The 17,495-nt window shown below is 66.8% G+C and carries 15 protein-coding genes; 6 read left to right on the top strand and 9 right to left on the bottom strand.

Annotated features, from left to right (window positions below; genetic code table 11):
* Positions 1–241: 241 nt before the first annotated feature.
* Both PKE80_RS18000 and PKE80_RS17995 read left to right on the top strand, forming a co-directional pair.
* Complete coding sequence (locus tag PKE80_RS18000) at positions 242–631, top strand: c-type cytochrome (protein WP_271183662.1); 390 nt, start codon at positions 242–244, stop codon at positions 629–631.
* 8 nt (positions 632–639) lie between these two features.
* The gene (locus tag PKE80_RS17995; protein WP_271183661.1) at positions 640–1,881 is read left to right on the top strand and encodes an MFS transporter; all 1,242 of its coding nucleotides are present in this window, start codon (positions 640–642) and stop codon (positions 1,879–1,881) included.
* Here the strand turns inward: PKE80_RS17995 and PKE80_RS17990 are convergent.
* On the bottom strand, positions 1,867–2,751 hold the full coding sequence (locus PKE80_RS17990) for a LytTR family DNA-binding domain-containing protein (RefSeq protein ID WP_051586943.1): 885 nt from the start codon (positions 2,749–2,751) through the stop codon (positions 1,867–1,869). The two genes, PKE80_RS17995 and PKE80_RS17990, sit on opposite strands and share 15 nt — an antisense overlap.
* Positions 2,752–2,996: 245 nt before the next feature.
* Between PKE80_RS17990 and PKE80_RS17985 the strand changes: the two genes are divergently transcribed.
* Both PKE80_RS17985 and PKE80_RS17980 read left to right on the top strand, forming a co-directional pair.
* Complete coding sequence (locus PKE80_RS17985) at positions 2,997–4,454, top strand: flavin monoamine oxidase family protein (RefSeq protein ID WP_271183660.1); 1,458 nt, start codon at positions 2,997–2,999, stop codon at positions 4,452–4,454.
* A gap of 129 nt (positions 4,455–4,583) precedes the next feature.
* Entirely contained in the window at positions 4,584–6,773 is a 2,190-nt protein-coding gene (locus PKE80_RS17980; protein WP_271183659.1) for a TonB-dependent receptor, read from the top strand.
* 141 nt (positions 6,774–6,914) lie between these two features.
* Here PKE80_RS17980 and PKE80_RS17975 read toward each other — a convergent pair whose 3' ends face one another.
* The 5 genes from PKE80_RS17975 to PKE80_RS17955 all read right to left on the bottom strand — a co-directional run bounded on the left by PKE80_RS17975 (position 6,915) and on the right by PKE80_RS17955 (position 12,582).
* Positions 6,915–7,919, bottom strand: coding sequence for a zinc-binding dehydrogenase (locus tag PKE80_RS17975; protein ID WP_271183658.1), 1,005 nt, complete (start codon positions 7,917–7,919; stop codon positions 6,915–6,917).
* Positions 7,919–9,538 (bottom strand): FAD-binding oxidoreductase, encoded by a 1,620-nt coding sequence (locus PKE80_RS17970; RefSeq protein WP_271183657.1) that lies wholly within the window; start codon positions 9,536–9,538, stop codon positions 7,919–7,921. Before PKE80_RS17970 ends, PKE80_RS17975 begins: the two co-directional genes overlap by 1 nt.
* An 88-nt stretch (positions 9,539–9,626) precedes the next feature.
* Positions 9,627–11,015 carry an FAD-dependent oxidoreductase gene (locus PKE80_RS17965; protein WP_271183656.1) on the bottom strand — a complete coding sequence of 463 codons (1,389 nt, stop codon included), beginning with the start codon at positions 11,013–11,015 and terminating at the stop codon, positions 9,627–9,629.
* Positions 11,012–11,371 (bottom strand): hypothetical protein, encoded by a 360-nt coding sequence (locus PKE80_RS17960; RefSeq protein ID WP_271183655.1) that lies wholly within the window; start codon positions 11,369–11,371, stop codon positions 11,012–11,014. Before PKE80_RS17960 ends, PKE80_RS17965 begins: the two co-directional genes overlap by 4 nt.
* Positions 11,371–12,582, bottom strand: coding sequence for a class I SAM-dependent methyltransferase (locus tag PKE80_RS17955; protein WP_271183654.1), 1,212 nt, complete (start codon positions 12,580–12,582; stop codon positions 11,371–11,373). The genes PKE80_RS17960 and PKE80_RS17955 overlap by 1 nt, the downstream gene beginning before the upstream one ends.
* A 78-nt stretch (positions 12,583–12,660) precedes the next feature.
* On the opposite strand from PKE80_RS17955, the gene PKE80_RS17950 reads away from it, so the two are divergent.
* Together PKE80_RS17950 and PKE80_RS17945 are read left to right on the top strand one after the other, a co-directional pair.
* On the top strand, positions 12,661–12,969 hold the full coding sequence (locus tag PKE80_RS17950) for a RedY/HapK family protein (protein ID WP_271183653.1): 309 nt from the start codon (positions 12,661–12,663) through the stop codon (positions 12,967–12,969).
* Positions 12,966–13,790, top strand: coding sequence for an SDR family NAD(P)-dependent oxidoreductase (locus tag PKE80_RS17945; protein ID WP_271183652.1), 825 nt, complete (start codon positions 12,966–12,968; stop codon positions 13,788–13,790). Before PKE80_RS17950 ends, PKE80_RS17945 begins: the two co-directional genes overlap by 4 nt.
* A 220-nt stretch (positions 13,791–14,010) precedes the next feature.
* Here the strand turns inward: PKE80_RS17945 and PKE80_RS17940 are convergent, their stop codons facing one another.
* The 3 genes from PKE80_RS17940 to PKE80_RS17930 all read right to left on the bottom strand — a co-directional run bounded on the left by PKE80_RS17940 (position 14,011) and on the right by PKE80_RS17930 (position 17,251).
* The gene (locus PKE80_RS17940; protein ID WP_271183651.1) at positions 14,011–15,387 is read right to left on the bottom strand and encodes an MmgE/PrpD family protein; all 1,377 of its coding nucleotides are present in this window, start codon (positions 15,385–15,387) and stop codon (positions 14,011–14,013) included.
* Positions 15,387–16,403, bottom strand: coding sequence for a zinc-dependent alcohol dehydrogenase family protein (locus tag PKE80_RS17935; RefSeq protein ID WP_271183650.1), 1,017 nt, complete (start codon positions 16,401–16,403; stop codon positions 15,387–15,389). The genes PKE80_RS17940 and PKE80_RS17935 overlap by 1 nt, the downstream gene beginning before the upstream one ends.
* 86 nt (positions 16,404–16,489) lie before the next feature.
* Entirely contained in the window at positions 16,490–17,251 is a 762-nt protein-coding gene (locus PKE80_RS17930) for a GntR family transcriptional regulator (RefSeq protein WP_271183649.1), read from the bottom strand.
* Positions 17,252–17,495 lie beyond the last annotated feature (244 nt).

Below are 17,495 nucleotides of genomic sequence, written 5' to 3'. Positions count from 1 at the left end.
ACGGTAGTATCCTGCGGGTGGCCGGGTGGGGGAGTGGGCCGGTGCCGCGAAATTCGCCTGCAGCGAATTTTCAAACGGAAACCGCGAAGGCCGTCCGCATCGCGGGCGGCCTTCGCATTTGGTTCATCGGCAGGCGGATAGAATATCGGCGAACCATCCGACCTACACAGTGATCAGCTATATGGATCATGCGCGGGTAGTGATTTTACGAGGTACACGAGAGATGAAAGCGCTTCGCGGCTTGGCCGCAACTCTTCCGCTTACAGGTCTGGCCATGACCATGAGCCTGTTCGTGGCCATAGCCCCCGCCTCGGCCCAGACGGCGAATGCACAGGCGGGCAAGCGCCTGTTCATGCGCTGCCAGGCCTGCCACTCGACGGCAGCGGGCCAGCCCAACAAGGTCGGTCCCAACCTCAACGGTTTCATCGGCAAGAAGGCTGCGAGCCGCCCTGGCTTCCGCTATTCGCCTGCTCTGACCAAGAGCAGCGTCAAGTGGGACGACAAGTCGCTCAACGCCTGGCTTGAACGGCCGAGCAAGCTGGTTCCCGGCACCACCATGGCTTTCCCCGGCATCGCCAAGCCGGAAGATCGCGCCGCCCTGATCGCCTGGCTCAAGACCGCGACGAAGTGAGAGACGCGGTGAGGCCGGCGGCCGACGCCCGCGACGGCGAATTCGCCCGGGGATGGAAGATCGTGCTGGCCGCCACCCTTGGTGTCGGCCTCGGCCTTTCCCCCATGCCGGTCTACACCCTGGGGATGCTGGCCCCCCAGCTTTCAGCCGCCTTCGGGTGGTCGATCGCCGAGGTCATGGGCGTCATGTCCGTCACGACCCTCACCGTAGTGCTCTCCGCGCCGCTGACCGGGGCGCTCACCAACCGGTTCGGCGCGCGAGGCGTCGCGCTGTGCTCGGTGATATTGTTCGGCCTTGGCGTGCTGTCGCTGGCGCTGTCCTCCGGGTCGATCCTCGGCTTCTACCTCACCTGGGGCTTCATCGCGCTGGGCGGCGCGGGAACGCTGCCGATCACCTGGACCCGCCTCGTCAACGAGCACTTCCAGCGCAACAAGGGCCTTGCCCTCGGCTTGGCGATGATGGGCTCGGGGCTGTTCGGCATCTTCGCCAAGCCTTACGTGCGCTGGCTCATCGAGCAATGGGGCTGGCGCGGCGCCTTCGTCGGGCTGGGCCTGCTACCGCTGGTGCTGGCCCTGCCCGCCGCCTTCATCTGGTTCCGCGCGCCCAAATCCCGCGTGGATGAACCCGCCGCCGCCCCCGTCCCGATGGGCGGCATGACGACCGCGCAGGCGGTGCGCGACTGGCGCTTCTGGCTGCTGGCCGTGGCGCTGGTGCCGATCTCCTTCGCGCTCGGCGGTGCGGTCCCCAACATGGAAGGCATCCTGCGCGCCGGGAAGCTGGATAGCGGCACGATCGCCTCGCTGACGCCGCTCATCGGCCTGTCCGCGATCATCGGACGGCTCGTCGGCGGCTGGCTGCTCGACCGCTTCTGGGCGCCGATGATCGGCACCATCCTGCTCGCCCTGCCCGGCCTGTCCTATTGGAGCCTCATGGGCGGGACCATCGATCCGCAGGCGGCGGGCATCTCGATCTTCCTGATCGGCTTCGCGCTGGGCATCGAGTACGATTTCATCGCCTTCATCGTCGCCCGCTATTTCGGGATGAAGCACTACGGCACGATCTACGGCTGGCTCTACATCCCCTTCGCGATCGGCGCCGGGTTCGCCGCGCCGGTGTTCGGGCACGATTTCGACGTCAACGGCACTTACGTCCTGTCGCTGAGCTGTTCGGCGATAGCCTTGCTGACCTGCGCCGGGGCGCTACTCCTGCTCGGCCCCTACCGCACGTTCGAGGCGTCAGAACGCCCCTGAAGGAACGAGCCCTGATGGTGCAGCCTGCAGGAAGCCTGCCTGCTGCACCGTCTGGCGAAACGACCGGCTGACCGGTACTTCCAGCCCGTCCCGCAGCACCAGCCGGGGCGCGCCTGCACTGCCTGCCACCCGGACCACCGCGCCCGAGGCTACCCAGAAGCTGCGGTGGACCTGCAGGCCCCGCCCGCCCAGTTCGCTGACCGCCTGCGACAGGCGATAGAGGATCAGCGCATTGCCCGCGCTGGTGTGGACGCGCAGGTAATGTTGCTCGGCCGAGAGCGCGAGCACTTCGCCGCGCAGGGTCACCGGCACTTTCGTCATGAACGGCAGCACGCTCTCGACGCTGCTGGGTGCGTGGCCTGTCTCGATGCTCGGCCGGTAGCCGTAGCAGGGCATCTTCCAGAAGTGGAAGAGCATCAGGTTGATCAGCGGCCACTCGATATAGCCGTAGATGTGCGTCTTGAAGAACAGCACCGCATCCAGCCGGATCTGCGGCATCGGGCGCGTCATCGGCAAGTCCGGGAACATGCCGAGATAAGCGTGCACCCATAGCTTGAGCGCCATGTCGGACGGCAGCGAAGCCACCACCACCCCGACCATCAGCGTCGCCCAGAGCGGCATCCCCGCGCCGCGCAGCGGCCGGGCCAGCGCGCGGGTAACGATGTCGTTCGCCCACCAGCCGCACATCGACAGCCCGATCCAGAACGCGATCGCATGTTCCTTGGGCCAGGCGACCGTGCGCCCCGCTTGAGGCCATCCAGCGACGAAGCCGAGGAACACCGGCACCCCGATGAAGTGGACGCAGAGCTGGCGCGGATTGAGGCCGAGCAGCAGCGGCTCGTCCGAAAGCCAGAAACCCCTCGTGAACATGCGGTGACCTGCCATGCCGAATCCCCGTATCGCTGCCTCACTGCCGAAACGGCGCGATCCCGTGGATTTGCGGGCCTCGACTCCGTTCGTGCAACACGAATGACGTTCGTGAAGGCCCGTCCGCGCATCAATGGCGTTCAGGAATTTTGATCGCCTGCCGGGAACGCTTGATTGCACGGCGCCCGCCCGGCCCATCACCCTGCCTGCCAGAACACCGTCCCATGACACGGCCAGGGAGGCCCCCTTTGACACGCGAACTTTCCCGTCGGACCCTGCTCGCCACCGGCATGGTGGCTGCGGCCGCCGCCTACTTGCCCCGCATGGCCTTCGCCGCCGAGAAGACCGACGTGGTGGTCATCGGCGCCGGTCTCGCCGGGCTCAATGCGGCGCTGCTACTCGCCGAAAATGGCTGCCGTGTGACGGTGCTCGAAGCCGGGAGGCGCATCGGCGGCCGCGTCTTCACCTCGACCGAGATCGAAGGCCATCCCGAGCACGGCGCATCACAGATCGGCCGTTCCTACGCCCGCGTCCTCGACCGCTGCGAAGCGCTGGGGGTCAAGCTGGCGCAAGGCTCCAACATCTACGACAACTACGCGATCTCCCTCGACGGGCAGCTGATCCGACCGGGACAGTGGGAGAACCACCCGCTGAACAGGACGGTCGGCGCGGAGCGCGGCGTCGTGCCTTTCGCGCTCGGCAGCTACTACCTCGCCAAGACCTACCCGTGGAACACGATGGACGGCTGGGCCTCACCCGAGGCTCTGGCGAACTACGACGTTTCCGAGGCCGACTACCTGCGCCGCGTGGGCGCATCGCCCGCCGCGCTCGACCTCGTCGCGCGCGGCTATGGCGACGGCGATCTCGATGCGATTTCCGCGTTGACGCTCATGCAGGAAATGGGCCGCGCCAAGTTCGAGGGGAACGGCGTGCCGACCTCGGCCAAGCAGGACCGGTTCCAGCAGGCCTCGTTCCTGTCCTACCGCATCCTCGGCGGGTCCTCGCGCCTGACCGATGCCATGGCCGATGCCCTCAAGGGCGCGGTGCTGACCGGCAAGCAGGTCACCGCCATCGACATGACGGACACCGGCGCGACGGTCACCTGCGGCGACGGGTCCAGCTACAAGGCGGACTACGTTGTCTCCGCCCTGCCCTTCACCGCACTGCGCAAGGTCGCGGTCACGCCTGCGCTCACCGGCGGGCAGGCGGACGCGGTCAAGCTCATGCCCTACAGCGGCCAGAACCAGGTCTGGCTGCGCGTCAAGGCGCCTTACTGGGAGCAGGACGGCATCGAGGGCTCGATGTGGACCGACGGCCCGGTCAGCCTGCTGCGCCAGTCGATCGCGCCCGACGGCTCACGCGACAGCGCCGTCGCCATCACCAGCGGCGTCAAGGGCGACGCGCTCGACCGCATCCCTGCCAAGGAGCGCGGCGAATATGTCCTCTCCGAACTGGCGCGGATGCGGCCCTCGACCAAGGGCAAGCTGGAAGTGCTCGGCGTCTTCTCGTGGAAGCTCGACCCGCTGATCCACGGCTGCCGCCACGGCTATCATCCGGGCCAGATGAAGGCCTTCCGCCCGACGATGGCCCAGCCGCACGCCCGGATGCACTTCGCGGGCGAGCACACCCGCCTGATGGAAGTGGGCATGGAATCGGCAATGGAAACCGGAGAGCGCGCCGCGCTCGAAATCCTCGACCGCATCTGAAGCCGACCGACAGACCGAATTTCCGACCGTCCGCAAGGGCGGCGGAAAGACACACGCGCCGGGCGCCAGAACCCGGCCAGAAAACGACGCAGACGGAACAAGGTTCAGCACCAAGGGGGAAGTACCATGATGAATGCCAGGATCCTGCTAGCCGCAGGAGTATCGCTCGCCACGCTCGTCCCGGCCGTGGCCCATGCGCAAGTCGAGGACATCGTCGTCACCGCGCGCAAGGAAAAGGAAACGCTGCAGGAGGTGCCGATCTCGGTCGCCGCCTTCGACCAGGACATGATCGCGCGCTACGACATTTCCGACCTCGAGGACATCGCCAAGCGCACGCCGAACTTTACCTTCTCCAACAACCTCGGCATGTTCGGCGGTGTCCCGGTGATCCGCGGCATCGGCGCGCCGCGCACCGGCAGCAACGCCTCGGTCGGCCTGTTCATCGACGGCGTCGACACCGGCAACGCGGGCGGCATCAGCCTGCAGTCCTTCGACGTCGAGCGCATCGAAGTCGTGCGCGGCCCGCAGAGCACCCAGTTCGGGCGCGGCGTGCTGGCCGGCGCGATCAACTACGTCTCGCGCCGCCCCAACCTCGACAAGATCGAGGCCGAATTCGGCGGCGAGATCGCGGAATACGGCCTGTACCGCGTGGAAAGCCGCGTCAGCGGCCCGGTCGCGGATGGCCTGGCGTTCTCGCTCGCCGCGCAGCGCCGCAGCTTCGACGGTTTCTATAACGACGCCAACACCGGCGACGACATGGGCAATTCGGACAGCACCGCCGTGGTCGGCGGCATCCGCGCGCAGTTCGGTGCCGAGAAGCAGGCCGAACTCTACGTCCGCCTCGCCTACAGCGACGAACACATCGGCCAGCCCGCCTGGCATCAGGTGGCGACCAACACCCAGACCGGCACGCTCGCCAGCCAGCGCTGGTACGTCGGCACGCTGAAGGGCGATCCCGACAAGCTGGGCAGCAACGCCGCCGATTACGGCAACATCGACCTCAAGTATTACCGCGCCGCCGCGCACTTCAACTACGACTTCGGCGGCGCCGCATTCTCGTCGATCTCCGCCTACAACCGCAGCCACCAGCTGCAGGACGTGGACTCTGATTTCACCGCCAACCCCGACCTGATTTCGGGCTCGACCCTGCTCGGCAACTTCCGCAGCGCGCTCGACGTCCATGTCGAGGATTTCAGCCAGGAACTGCGCCTGCAGTCATCGGGCACCGGTCCGTTCAAGTGGCTGATCGGCGGCTACTTCCGCAAAGAAAACTACTCCAGCGACGACTACTCCCCGACCGCCGCGCAAGGCTCGTCCAGTGTGCTGGCCCCGACGCCCAACGTACTCACGCGCGATACGAAGACTTACGGCGTGTTCGGCTCGCTCAGCTACGAGATCACGCCCGGCCTGACGGTGTCGCAGGAACTGCGCTATTCGCAGGACAAGATCTTCGAAACCTCGCAGCCGCGCGCGGCGATGACCGCAGGTTCCTTCGGCGCGACGTTCAGGAACTGGCTGCCGCGCACCATCGTCGAGTGGCAGGCGACGCCCGACCACATGCTCTACGCCAGCGTCGCCAAGGGCAACAAGCCGGGCGGCTTCAACAACGCGGCGGGCACCGGCTTCAGCGCCGTGCCGGACGAGTACATCGCCTATGATGAAGAGCAGATGTGGAGCTACGAAGCGGGCTTCAAGACCGCTTGGTTCGACCGCAAGCTGACCTTCAACGCCTCGGTCTTCCATCTCGAATGGTCGGACATCCAGGTCAACTCGCAAGTCACCGTCAACGGCTATCCGGTGGGCATCACGCTCAACGGCGGCAAGGCGCGCGGCACCGGCGCCGAGATGGACTTCCACTTCCAGCCCAACCCCGGCTGGGAAGTCTACGGCGGCCTCGGCTATGCGCCTATCCGCATCCTCGACTACGTGGATACCCGCGTGCGCAATGCCGGGATCACGACCGACGGCAAGGACCAGCTCGCGGGCAGTCCCGACTGGACCGGCAATGCGGGCGTGATCCACAACATCGAACTGGAGGACGTGGGCACCCTGTTCCTGCAGGGCGACGTCAGCTACCGCAGCACCACGTACGCCACCGAGGCGAACCTGGCGGAGACCGGCTCGAAGACCACGGTGGACGTACAGGTCGGCCTGCGCCGCCCCGGCATCCGCGCCTCGCTCTATGTGAACAACCTGCTGGACGACAAGGCGGTGCAATCGGCCCGCGCTTACGTGAACCCGACCAATTACGCGCGCAGCTTCATCGTGCAGCTGCCCAACCGCCGACAGGTCGGCCTGCGGCTATCGCTGAAGTACTGAGAAGGATCACCCGGATCGGCCGAGCGCCGGTCCGGGAAAGCCGGGTCGATCGGCCCTCTAGAGAGATACCCGCGTCTCGCGAGGAAAGGTCGGCCCGGCCCCTGCTCGTCATTGCGAGCGTAGCGAAGCAATGACGAAGTGCTATCGCAAGTCCACGATGACCTTGCCCATCGAGCGGCCCGAAAGCAGGCGCTCCACGGCATCGAACACGCCGGGCAGGCCGAGGAAGCGCTCCTCGTCGAAGCACACCTTCAGCTTGCCTTGGTTATACAGCGTGAACACGTCGTCGCGCGCGGGCGGCCAGAACTCGGCCAGCAGCCCGTTCATAAAGCCGCGCACCGAAGCCCCCTTGTAGTAGAGCTTGTGCGCGATGCGCGGGGCGGTGACGATCTCCGGCCTCCCTTCGAGGTCAGAGGCCGCGCCGCCGACGACCACGCGTCCATGCGGCGCGACGTTGTCGAGGAAGGCGTCGAAGATCTCGCCCGAAACCGTGTCGATCGCCACATCCAGCCGATTGGGATATTCGCGCGCCAGCACTTCCGGCACCGACTCCGAACGATAGTCGATCACCCGTGCCGCGCCGAGGCTGCGCGCGAATTCGGATTTCACCGGCCCGCCGCAGACCGCCACGACCTCGCAGCCCTTGAGCGCCGCAAGCTGGACGATCAGGTGGCCGAGACCGCCCGCAGCGGCGGAAATCGCCACGACATCTCCCGGCTTCGCCTGCCCCACATGGAACAGCGCCATCCACGCCGACACCCCGGTTGAGGCGAGCGCCAGCCACTCGGGGCTGTCGTCCGCCACTTTCACGAAGTGGCCCTGCGGCGCGATGTTGTACTGGCGATAACCGCCGGGGAAGCGCGTGGTCACCACGGCGTCACCGGGGGCAAAGTCGGTCACGCCCTCGCCCACTGCCTCGACCACGCCCAGCGCCTCCACGCCGGTCAGGGTCGGCAGGCCGATCTTCACGTAGTCCACCGCGTTGCGGGCAATTTGCGTATCGAAGATGCCGTTCACGCCCGCGTACCGATTGCGCACACGCAATTCGCCCGGCGCCGGATCGCGCAAGTCGAGGTCGACGATGCGCGCCGCCTCGCGGAAACTCTCGCCGAACTGGGCGAGCTGGACCGCCTGATAGGTAGCCATCAGGCCTGGCCTTCCGGGAAGCCAAGCACGCCGGGGTTGAACAGGCCCTTGGGGTCAAGGTGCGCCTTGAGATTGTCGAGCAGCGCGGTGAACGCCGGATCGCGGCTCTCGCGGTAGGGGTAGGTGCGGCCGATCTGGAAGTGCCCGGTGCCGTAGCGCGCGCAGATTTCGACCACGCCTTTGCGCAGGAACTTTACCGCCTCGGTCGCCGCCGGGTTCTCCGGCCGCTGTGTCAGGCGCGCGACGTGCGAGGCTTCCATCGACTGCTCGTGGATCGGGCGCCAGCCGGTCGGCCAGAAGAACACCGGCTCGATGATCAGCGCGTTGCTGGCCATCGCCGTGAACAGGAAGCCGGTGTGGATCTCGTGCTCGGTGAAGAGCGCGGCGTTCTCGGCGTAGAACTTCTGGATTTCGTTGAAGATCTGCGGCGCAGTGGACAGCGGGCAGACGCCGTGGACCGGAATCCACGCCTCACCCGTCGGGCCGACCATCGAGTTCAGCGGCGGGAAGGGGTTGGCGCGAATGATCTTCGCGATCGAATTCTCGATCTCCGTGCCCTCGAACTGGCGGGCGATGCGGCGCGCCTCGGCCATGTCGAACGCCACCGCGTCCTTCGAGCGTCCCTCGGCAATGACGTGGAGCGGATAGTCGCCCTTGGGGATGAAGTTGCGCCCGCCGAGCGCCACCTTGGCGGCCGAGAGCAGGCCCTTGCCCAGCGACTTCTCCTTGCCGATCACCGCGCCCAGCGTCTTCACATCGGACAGCAGCGACATGCGCTTCATGCGCACTTCGGTAAGGCCGGGGTCGAAGGCGCACATCTCGCAAGCGATGCCCGCCCGCGTCATCTCGCCCATAGCTTCCAGCAGCTTCTCGCCGCTGGGGAAGGAGAACGAGGCGTAATCCTCATGCGCGGGCGCGGTGATAAGGCGGAAGGTGACTTCGGCCTTGATGCCCAGCGTGCCGCAATCGCCGCAGAAGATACCCGCCAGATCGGGGCCGAAGTGGCGGTAGAACGGGTGCTCGCCGCCTTGGCCGCGCGCACCGGTGCGGATCACCTCGCCGGTGCCGGTGACAACGGTGAGTGCGACGACGCTCTCGCTGCTGGTGCCGTACTGGCTGGCGCCGAACATCGCGTTGAGCTGCGAAAGCCCGCCGCCGATGGTCGAGATCAGGCCCGACATCGGCCCCCAGAACGGCGTGCGCAGCCCTTCCTTGGCGAGCGCCTCGTTCAGCTGAATCCAGCTGACGCCCGCCTGCACCGTCACCGTCATGTCGCCGCGATTGACCTCGATCACGCGGTTCATCCGCAGCGTGTCGATAGAGACGGTGCGGTCGTTGGCGGGGACATAGGCCGAAGTGTAGCTCATCCCCGCGCCGCGCGGCGCGGCCGAGCAGCCCGCATCGCCGATGACCTTGACGACCTCGGCCAGTTCCTCGGTGGTGGCCGGAGCGACGATCAGTGCGACGACGTCGTCCGCGCGCGACCAGACGTCCTCGCTGTGCAGCTTGCGCTTCGCCTCGTCGATAGTGACGTTGTCGGCCCCGACGATCGCGGCGAGGCGTTCGGCCAGTGCCGAGGTTGCGGTCGGTTCGGAAAGCGTTGCGCTCAGCGGGTCCATCGTCGTGCTCCGGTGATTAATCTTGATTTACTGCTGTCAGGTTGGATTGATCACGCAAAGAGCCGCAGGACGACCCTCCGCTCTGCGATCATCGGCCCGCTGCGATCGCTGCTGCGCCCTCCCCGGACAGCCTGCCGAGGGTCACGGCGGTGCACAGGCCCATCGCCGGGAGGTAGCCCCATGACGACGGCCCCGAGACGCTTCGCGCCGCGCCGCCGCCCGCGAAAAGGTTGGGCAAAGCCGAGCCGTCCTCGCGCAGAACCCGCGCATTACGGTCGATTTGCAAGCCCCCCTGCGTATGATAGATCGCGCCGACGACCTTGAATGCACCCAGCGCGCCCGAGGGCGGAAGCTCGTCCCCCCAGACGCGGCCCTGCGCATCGGGGCGCCCTTCGGCCTGCGCCTGACGGGCCTCTTCGAGCGAGGCGGCCAGCGCCTGCGGATCGACGCCGATGCGCTGCGCCAGAGCCTCTACGCTCTCCCCGCGCCGGGCGGCATTGAGTTCGGTCAGCGCCTTGGTGTCGGGCTGGTAGGCGTTGCGGCGCTCGATCTCTTCGTCGAAAATCACCCAGACGTGGCCGCCGGGCTGCGCCATGACGGGGTGGACCATCCCGGCGATGTCCTCCTTCTCGTCCACAAAGCGCAAGCCGTTGATATTGACTAGGATCGCACCGTCGATGACAAAGCCTGGCGGTACACTGATACCTTGCGGTTCAGTCAGCATCGCATAGCCCTGAAAGGCACTCAAGTCGCCCACAGCGGCACCTAGCGACACTCCAAGGCGGATACCGTCGCCCCGGCTGCCCTCGTGACCGTTGTTCCGGGCATCAGCCATCTCGGGTATGTACTGGCGCAGCATTGCGTGGTTTCCGGCGAAGCCGCCGCTGGCGATGACGAGCGCCTTGCACCCCACCCGCTCGCGCTCACCGCCGGGCCGTTCGATCTCGACGCCGAGCACGCGGCCCTCGTCGTCGGCGATCACGTCGACCACTTTGGCCGGGTTGAGCACCATCACCCCGGCGTCGGCGACCTTCTGGTGCAGCAGTTCCAGCAGGTCCTGCCCGGCATGGCCCGGCCAGCCGTGGACGCGCATCCGGGTGTTGCCGTAGGCCGGACGGAAGCCGGTATCGAGTTCGAGCGGCACGCCATGAATCCCGACCAGCCAGTCCAGCGTCGGGCCGGAGCCATAGGCCAAAGCATGCGCGATCTCGGGGTCGGTCTGGCCTTTCGTCTTGGCGAGAATGTCGGCGAAGAAAGTGTCGCCGTCATCCTGCTCGCCCGCCGCGGCCTGCTGCTTCGTGCCGGCCGCACAGAACACGCCCATCGACATGCCGGTGGTGCCCATCGGCCGCGCGTCGGCTTCGACGAGGAGCACTTCGGCGCCCGCATCGCTGGCCGCCAGCGCAGCGGTGGCCCCGCAGGCGCCGCCGCCCATGACGAGGACGTCGACGGTGAATTCAAATTCCGTCCCGATCACGATTCTGCGCCAACCTCTACCGCCACGTCTTCCGAGGCGATGTCGTCCGGGCGGCCGACCGCCTCGTTCTCCTGCTGCACGATGCGCAGGATGCGGGCGATGTACTCCTGGTTCCACAGCGCACGCTCGGTGGCGGCGGCGCGGTCGGGCACGAAGGCGTCGATCTCGCCTTGCGAGAGCACGCCCTTCTCCAGCAGCAGCCGTTCGAGCGTGTCGGTGCGCTGGCGGCTTACCGCCAGTTCCTGAGCGATCGACATAGTGATGGCGAGGACACGCTCGACTTCGGCGTCGAGGAAATAGGGGCGCTTGCCGGCAGGCTTGGCACCCGCGCCGCGCAGGGCATCGGCGATGGACATCAGACGGTTGCTCCGATCACGTGCCAGGCCGCCTTGCGGCCGTAGTCTTCCTTGTCGTCGTCGGCGGCGTCGGGGAACAGGTCGCGGTCGACCACCGCCGTCACCCCGCCGTGGATCAGCTGGTCACGCTCGAACCCGGCCGCGATCATCTCCGCGTCGAGGTCCATTTCGTGCATCCGGCTCCAGAACGGCTCGTTGTTGTAGTAGGCGTCCCAGTCGCGCATGGCCTGCTCGAACAGCGGCATCTCGGGCGCGTACTGCGGCTGCTCGACGTGCAGGACGATGCCGCCCGGCTTCAGTAGGCGGCGCGTCTCGGCCATGATCCGGCGCAGCGATCCGGTGGACAGTTCGTGCAGGAACATCGTCGTCTGGATCCAGTCGAAGCTGGCGTCGGGGAAGATCGAAAGGTCCTCGCCACTCGCCTGCACGAAGCGCACGTTGTCGACGCCAAGCGACTTGGCGCGGCCCAGACCATAACGCAGCACCGGCGCGCCGAGGTCCACGATGGTCATCTCCGCCTCGGGGAAAGCCTGCGCCAGCGGCAGGCTGGAATGGCCCACGGTGCCGCCGATCTCCAGAATCTGCCTGGGCTGGAAGTCCGGCAGGTTGCGCTTCACCCAGCGCGCGACGGCATGGCCGCCGCCGTCCGAATACTTGCCGAGCAACCCGCTGGTGGTGACGAACCCGGCGTGATCGTAGTTCGCGCCATTGGTCACGTCGCCGGGGAAGTATTCGGTGTGATAACTGCCCGGCATGCAGTGATGATCGACCGCCGAGACATAACGCGGCTGCTGCAATGCCGGATCGAGCTTGAGCCGATCGTCGCCCTCGGTCAGTTCGCGGGCCTTCTCGGCCAGTTGCTCGGACTGGCGCAGCGCGGTCCAGCGACCGGCCTGCTGGCGCTGCTCCATCGTCATGCGGCGCATCGCCGACCAGGTCTGGAACGCGGGGTCCGCCAGCAGTGCCTCGCGCGCTTCGTGGCGGTTGGCGATCGGGCGGCCTTCGGCGGCTTCAAACGCAGGCACGACCCGCTTCTCGTAAGCCTGCTTGACGCCGGGCACGACATTGGCCGCCAGGTGGCGATTCATCTGCGCGAGGAAGTTGATCCGCTCGATCTCGTCATGACTGGTCTGCGGAAACAGCGCGTGACGGCCGATGACACGGTAGTCGGGCGGGCCATCGTAATCGGCAGCCGGGTCATTTCTGGACATGGTCAACCCTCGCGTTATATGTCATGCTTATATATCAAATAACAGGTAGCTTGGCTCACCTCAAGGAGGAGATTACCCGTGACTCGCATCATCGTGCTGCTGAACCTCAAGCCCGGAAAGAGCGTCGCCGATTATGAACGCTGGGCGGAGACTACCGATCTGCCGACCGTGAACGGCCTGAAGTCCGTCTCCAATTTCGAGGTGCTGCGCACGGCGGGCCTGCTGGGCGGCGGCACCGCGCCCTACCAGTACGTCGAGATCATCGACGTGGCCGACATGGACCTGTTCGGCGAGGAAACCTCGACCGAGGCCATGGGCAAGGTCGCCGCCGAGTTCCAGGACTGGGCCGACCCGATCTTCATCATGACCGAGAAGCTGGGCTCATGAGCGGCCGCTTCGACGGCAAGGTCGCGGTCGTAACCGGCTCGGGCCGTGCGGGCGGGCTTGGTGAGGGCATCGCTCGCCGCCTCGCCGCCGAGGGCGCGACGGTGGTGATCTCCGACATCGGCGCCCCCGCCGACGCGGCGACGCCGGGTTCGATGACCGGGTCCAGCGCCGAGATGGACGCCATCGCCGCATCGCTGCCGAAGGCTTCGACCTTCCCCTGCGACGTGCGCAATCCCGAACAGGTTCGCGCGCTGGCCCGCCATGCGGTGGACACCCACGGCTCGCTCGACATCTGGGTGAACAACGCAGGGATCGGCTATATCATGAAGCCGATGATGGAGGTCTCTGCCGACGAATGGCGCGCGGTGATCGACGTCAACCTGACCGGCGCATGGTACGGCCTGCAGGCAGCGGCAGAGATCATGATCGCGCAAGGAAAAGGCGGCCGCGTCGTCAACATCGCCAGCCAGGCAGCGAAGTCCGGGTTCATGCATGCGCAGGCTTACACCGCCTCGAAGCACGGCCTCGTCGGGCTGGTGCGCTCGGCCTCGATCGAGCTGGGCGCGCACGGCATCACCGTTAACAACGTGTGCCCGAACCACGTCACCACCGGGCTCGGCAAGTGGCAGAACGAGCATTTCGCTGAGGTGCAGGGCATCTCGGTGGAGGAATACCTCGCCAACATGGCCGCGCGCATCCCGATGGGCCGCCCCGGCATGCCTGAGGACACCGCCGCCGCCGTGGCCTTCCTGTGCTCGGACGAGGCGATCTACATCACCGGCGAGAGCATGAACGTCTCGGGCGGTGAGGAGCCGCATTGACCCTGCCGTCGTCCCGGACTTGATCCGGGACCGCTGGCCGTGAACCACCCAGCTTGCGTTGGAGCGGTTCCCGGTCGGGGCCGAGCAGGATGCAGCCGTGCTTTTCTATCCTCGTCATTCCCGCGAAGGCGGGACCCCATCTCGTGAAGGTTCCGATGACGCGGTCATCAGTTGGGTCCCCGCCTTCGCGGGGATGACGGCGGTTTTTGGGCAAGCTGGCTTAGCCCAGCAACTTCGCCAACACTTGCGCCACATCACCGTCCGCATCCAGCCGCCCGACCAGCGCGTGCAGCTGTGGCACCAGCGCCGCATCCAGCCCGCCGAACGCGAAGCACTTGCCCGCCTTCTCCAGTTGCTGCTCCAGCGTCAAAGGCCACTCCGGCGCGCCGAGTTGCCGGGCGACATCGACGCGGAAAGACCGCCCGTCCACCAGCCGCACATGCGCAAAAGCCGGTACGAAAGCCGCAAGATCGGCGTTGTCGTCCGCAACGACGATGATTTTCTCCGCAATCGCCGTCAAAACCGGATCGCCCAGCCGCGCGGGCGTGAAGGCATCGAGGCCCACGTCACCCTCGGTCAGAACCACCGCGCCGAGCCACGCGAAGCACAGCCGCGCATAGGCGACCGTCATGTCCGCCTGCGGACGGCGCCCGACCAGCCGGTGAATCAAAGGCGGCGCGTGGTATTCCAGCGCTTCCAGATTGTCCGCCGTCACTCCATGCCCGGCCATCAGCGTCTTGAGGGCGACGATCGCCCCTTGCGCCGCGCGGCCGGTGGGGAACGGTTTCCAGCTGACTTCCTCGACGCGCCAGACTTTGCCCAGCTTGTCGAGTTCGGGCTCCAGCACCGGGTCGTTCTCGAACAGCGCCATGTAGCCGAACGGCCCGCCGATCGCGCCTGCGGGCGAGGGCACTCCGGCGCAGGCAAGATCGAACGCCTCGACCGCCGAGCGCGCCGCGCCCGCCACCTGCAGCGCCAGCGTGGGCTTGCCCTCGATGTGCGACTGCATCGTCCCGCTCGCCAGTGCGAGGGCGTGGCCGAAGGCACGATAGGCGACTTCCGGCTCTACCCGGCGCAGGCGCGACAGCGCGGCGACGCAGCCGAATATCCCCGCCGTCGCCGGGCGGAAGAACTTGAGCGGCCCCTTCACCGCCACGCCCAGCGTCGCCACCACATCGATCCCGGCGATTACGGCGGCGAGGAAATCCGCGCCGCTCGCCGGAGCACGCCCGGCCTCGGCCAGCAGCGCCGCGCAGACGGTCGCCATCGGGTGGGCGACCGCCGGCTCATGCACGCAGTCGTATTCCTGCGAGTGGATCTGGTAGGCGTTGACGTAAGCCGCGTAAGGCGCGGGCAGGCGCAGATCCGGTGCGCCCAGCACCATGCCCTCGCCCGCAGCCCCGCCGGTCCAGATCTGCGCGGCCTTGCGGATTTCTTCGGCGTAGATGGCGGAATACCCCGCCACGCCGACCGCAAGGCTGTCGAACAGGAAGGCACGCGCAGCTGCCTGCGCCGAGGCGGGCAGCGCCGCCCACTCGACGGACAGCGCATGATCGGCGAGGCGGGCGGCGGGGTCGGCCATGGTCGCTGGAGTCATCAGGCGACCTGGATCATCACCTTGCCGAAGTGATCGCCCGAGTGGAGGTAGGCGTAGGCATCGGCGGCCTCGTCGAAGCCGAACACCTTGTTGACCACCGGCTCCATTCCGTTGATCGCGATCGCATTGACCAGCCGCTGCAGCATCGCACGGCCGCCCGCGGCGATACCGTGGATCGCGAGGTTCTTGCCGATGATCGTGCCGAAGTTGGGCAGCGGATCGCTGACGGTCCCGCCCAGCGCGCCGATGATGGCGATGCGCCCGTTCGGGGCCGCCGCCGCGATCGATTGGCGCAGAGTGGCAAGGCCGCCGGTCTCGACGACGATGTCCGCGCCGTTGCCGAGCGCGGCGAACACAGTCTTGTCCCAGTCCCCATCGCTACGATAGTTCACCGTCACGTCGGCACCGAGCGCGCGGGCCTGCTCCAGCTTCTCGTCGCTGGACGAAGTGATGGCGACGCGCGCGCCGCACATGCGGGCGATCTGCAGCGCCATGATCGAAACGCCGCCGGTGCCGAGCGCGAGCACGCTGTCGCCCGCCTTGACCTTGCCGACCTCGACGATCGCGTTCCACGCGGTCAGCGCCGCGCCGGACAGCGCCGCGACCTGGCGGTCGGTGAGCGAATCCGGCACCTTCACCAGCGCATGGGCCGGGACCAGCACGTATTCGGCCAGCCAGCCGTCATGGGTCACGCCAAGGTCGTGGCCGAAGTAGGCAGGCGAGAACGGACCGTCGGTCCAACTGACGAAATGCGGCGCGGTGACGCGCTGGCCGATCTCGACCCCGGCGACGCCTTCACCCAGACCCGCCACTTCGCCGACACCGTCCGAAACCGGCACGCGGTCTTCGGGACGCGGCGCGCCGTACTTGCTGGAGACGATGAGCAGGTCGCGATGGTTGAGCGACACCGCGCGCACCTTGACGAGAACCTGACCGGGGCCGGGCTGCGGCACGTCCCTGGTCACTGCGGTCAGCGAGGCGATGCCCTGCTGCGAACCGATCGTATAGGCCTTCACGATACCCCCAAGCGTTGAATGATGCTTTTTGTATCGTAACTATAACAATATCGGTGCGCAAGCGCGCTATGACCGAATTGGGTCGCTCAATTGACCGCGTAGCGGGTTCCGTGAAGATCGAGCCGGATCGTGAACTTGTCCGAGCGGTAATGCGCGAAAGTCAGCAGGAAGGGCCGCTCGTTCGCATCGTAGCTGGTGCGGCTGATCCGCAGCAGCGCGGCGAGCGGGGCGATCTCCAGCGCCTGCGCCAGTTGCGGGTCGGCCTGCAGTGCGCCGATGGTCTGGTCCGCATGGACCGCCTTGTACCCGGCATTGGCCAGCAATTGCAGGATCGGCCCCTTGGCAAGATTGCCCGGCGTGATCAGCGGCGCCAGATCGCCCGGCACGTAGCTGACGACGTAGCCGATCGGCATCCCGTCGAGATAGCGGATGCGGACCGCACGGATGACATCCTGCCCCGCATCGACCTGCAGGGCTGCGGCGATGGTGGGGTTGGGCTTCTCGCGGTTGACCTCGATCACGTTGACGGTGGTGCCGCTGCCCAGCGCCATCAGCGAGTCCATCGCCTGATCGATGTCCGCCTCGATCGGCTTTGCGGGCGACTTGAAGATCACCGTGGTGCCCAGCCGCCGCTTGCGCTCGACATAGCGCTGCTCAGCCAGTTCGTTGAGCACCCTGCGTGCGGTGATCCGCGACACGCCGAAGAGTTCGGCCAGTTCGTGCTCGGTCGGCATGGCACTGCCGAAAGGGCGCTGACCGCTCAGGATCTCGTCACGCAGTTGCAGGTAGATCTGATAATAGAGCGGCACTGCAGCGTCGCGATCGACCACCCCGATACTCCCGAACATTCAAGACTGCACCCGCGCGAACTGCGCGAGCCTGATCGTCAAACCTCGCGTAGATAAGTCAATTGCCCGCGCAACGGCAAATTCGGCAGGCGAAAAAGTCGGGCACGAAAAACGGGCACCGAAGCGCCCCTTGCTGATCACCTAATTTGGAAATCCGCAAAGGGCGGATTTCGCGGCACCGGCCCACACCCCCACCCGACCTCCCATCAAGGATACACTAGTGGGAGGTCGGGTGGGGGTGTGG

It is taken from the genome of Novosphingobium resinovorum (assembly GCF_027922145.1).
GTDB classification, from domain to species: domain Bacteria; phylum Pseudomonadota; class Alphaproteobacteria; order Sphingomonadales; family Sphingomonadaceae; genus Novosphingobium; species Novosphingobium resinovorum.
The sequence above is the reverse complement of the archived record's forward strand: the minus strand, read 5'-3'. Positions and strand labels throughout refer to the sequence as shown.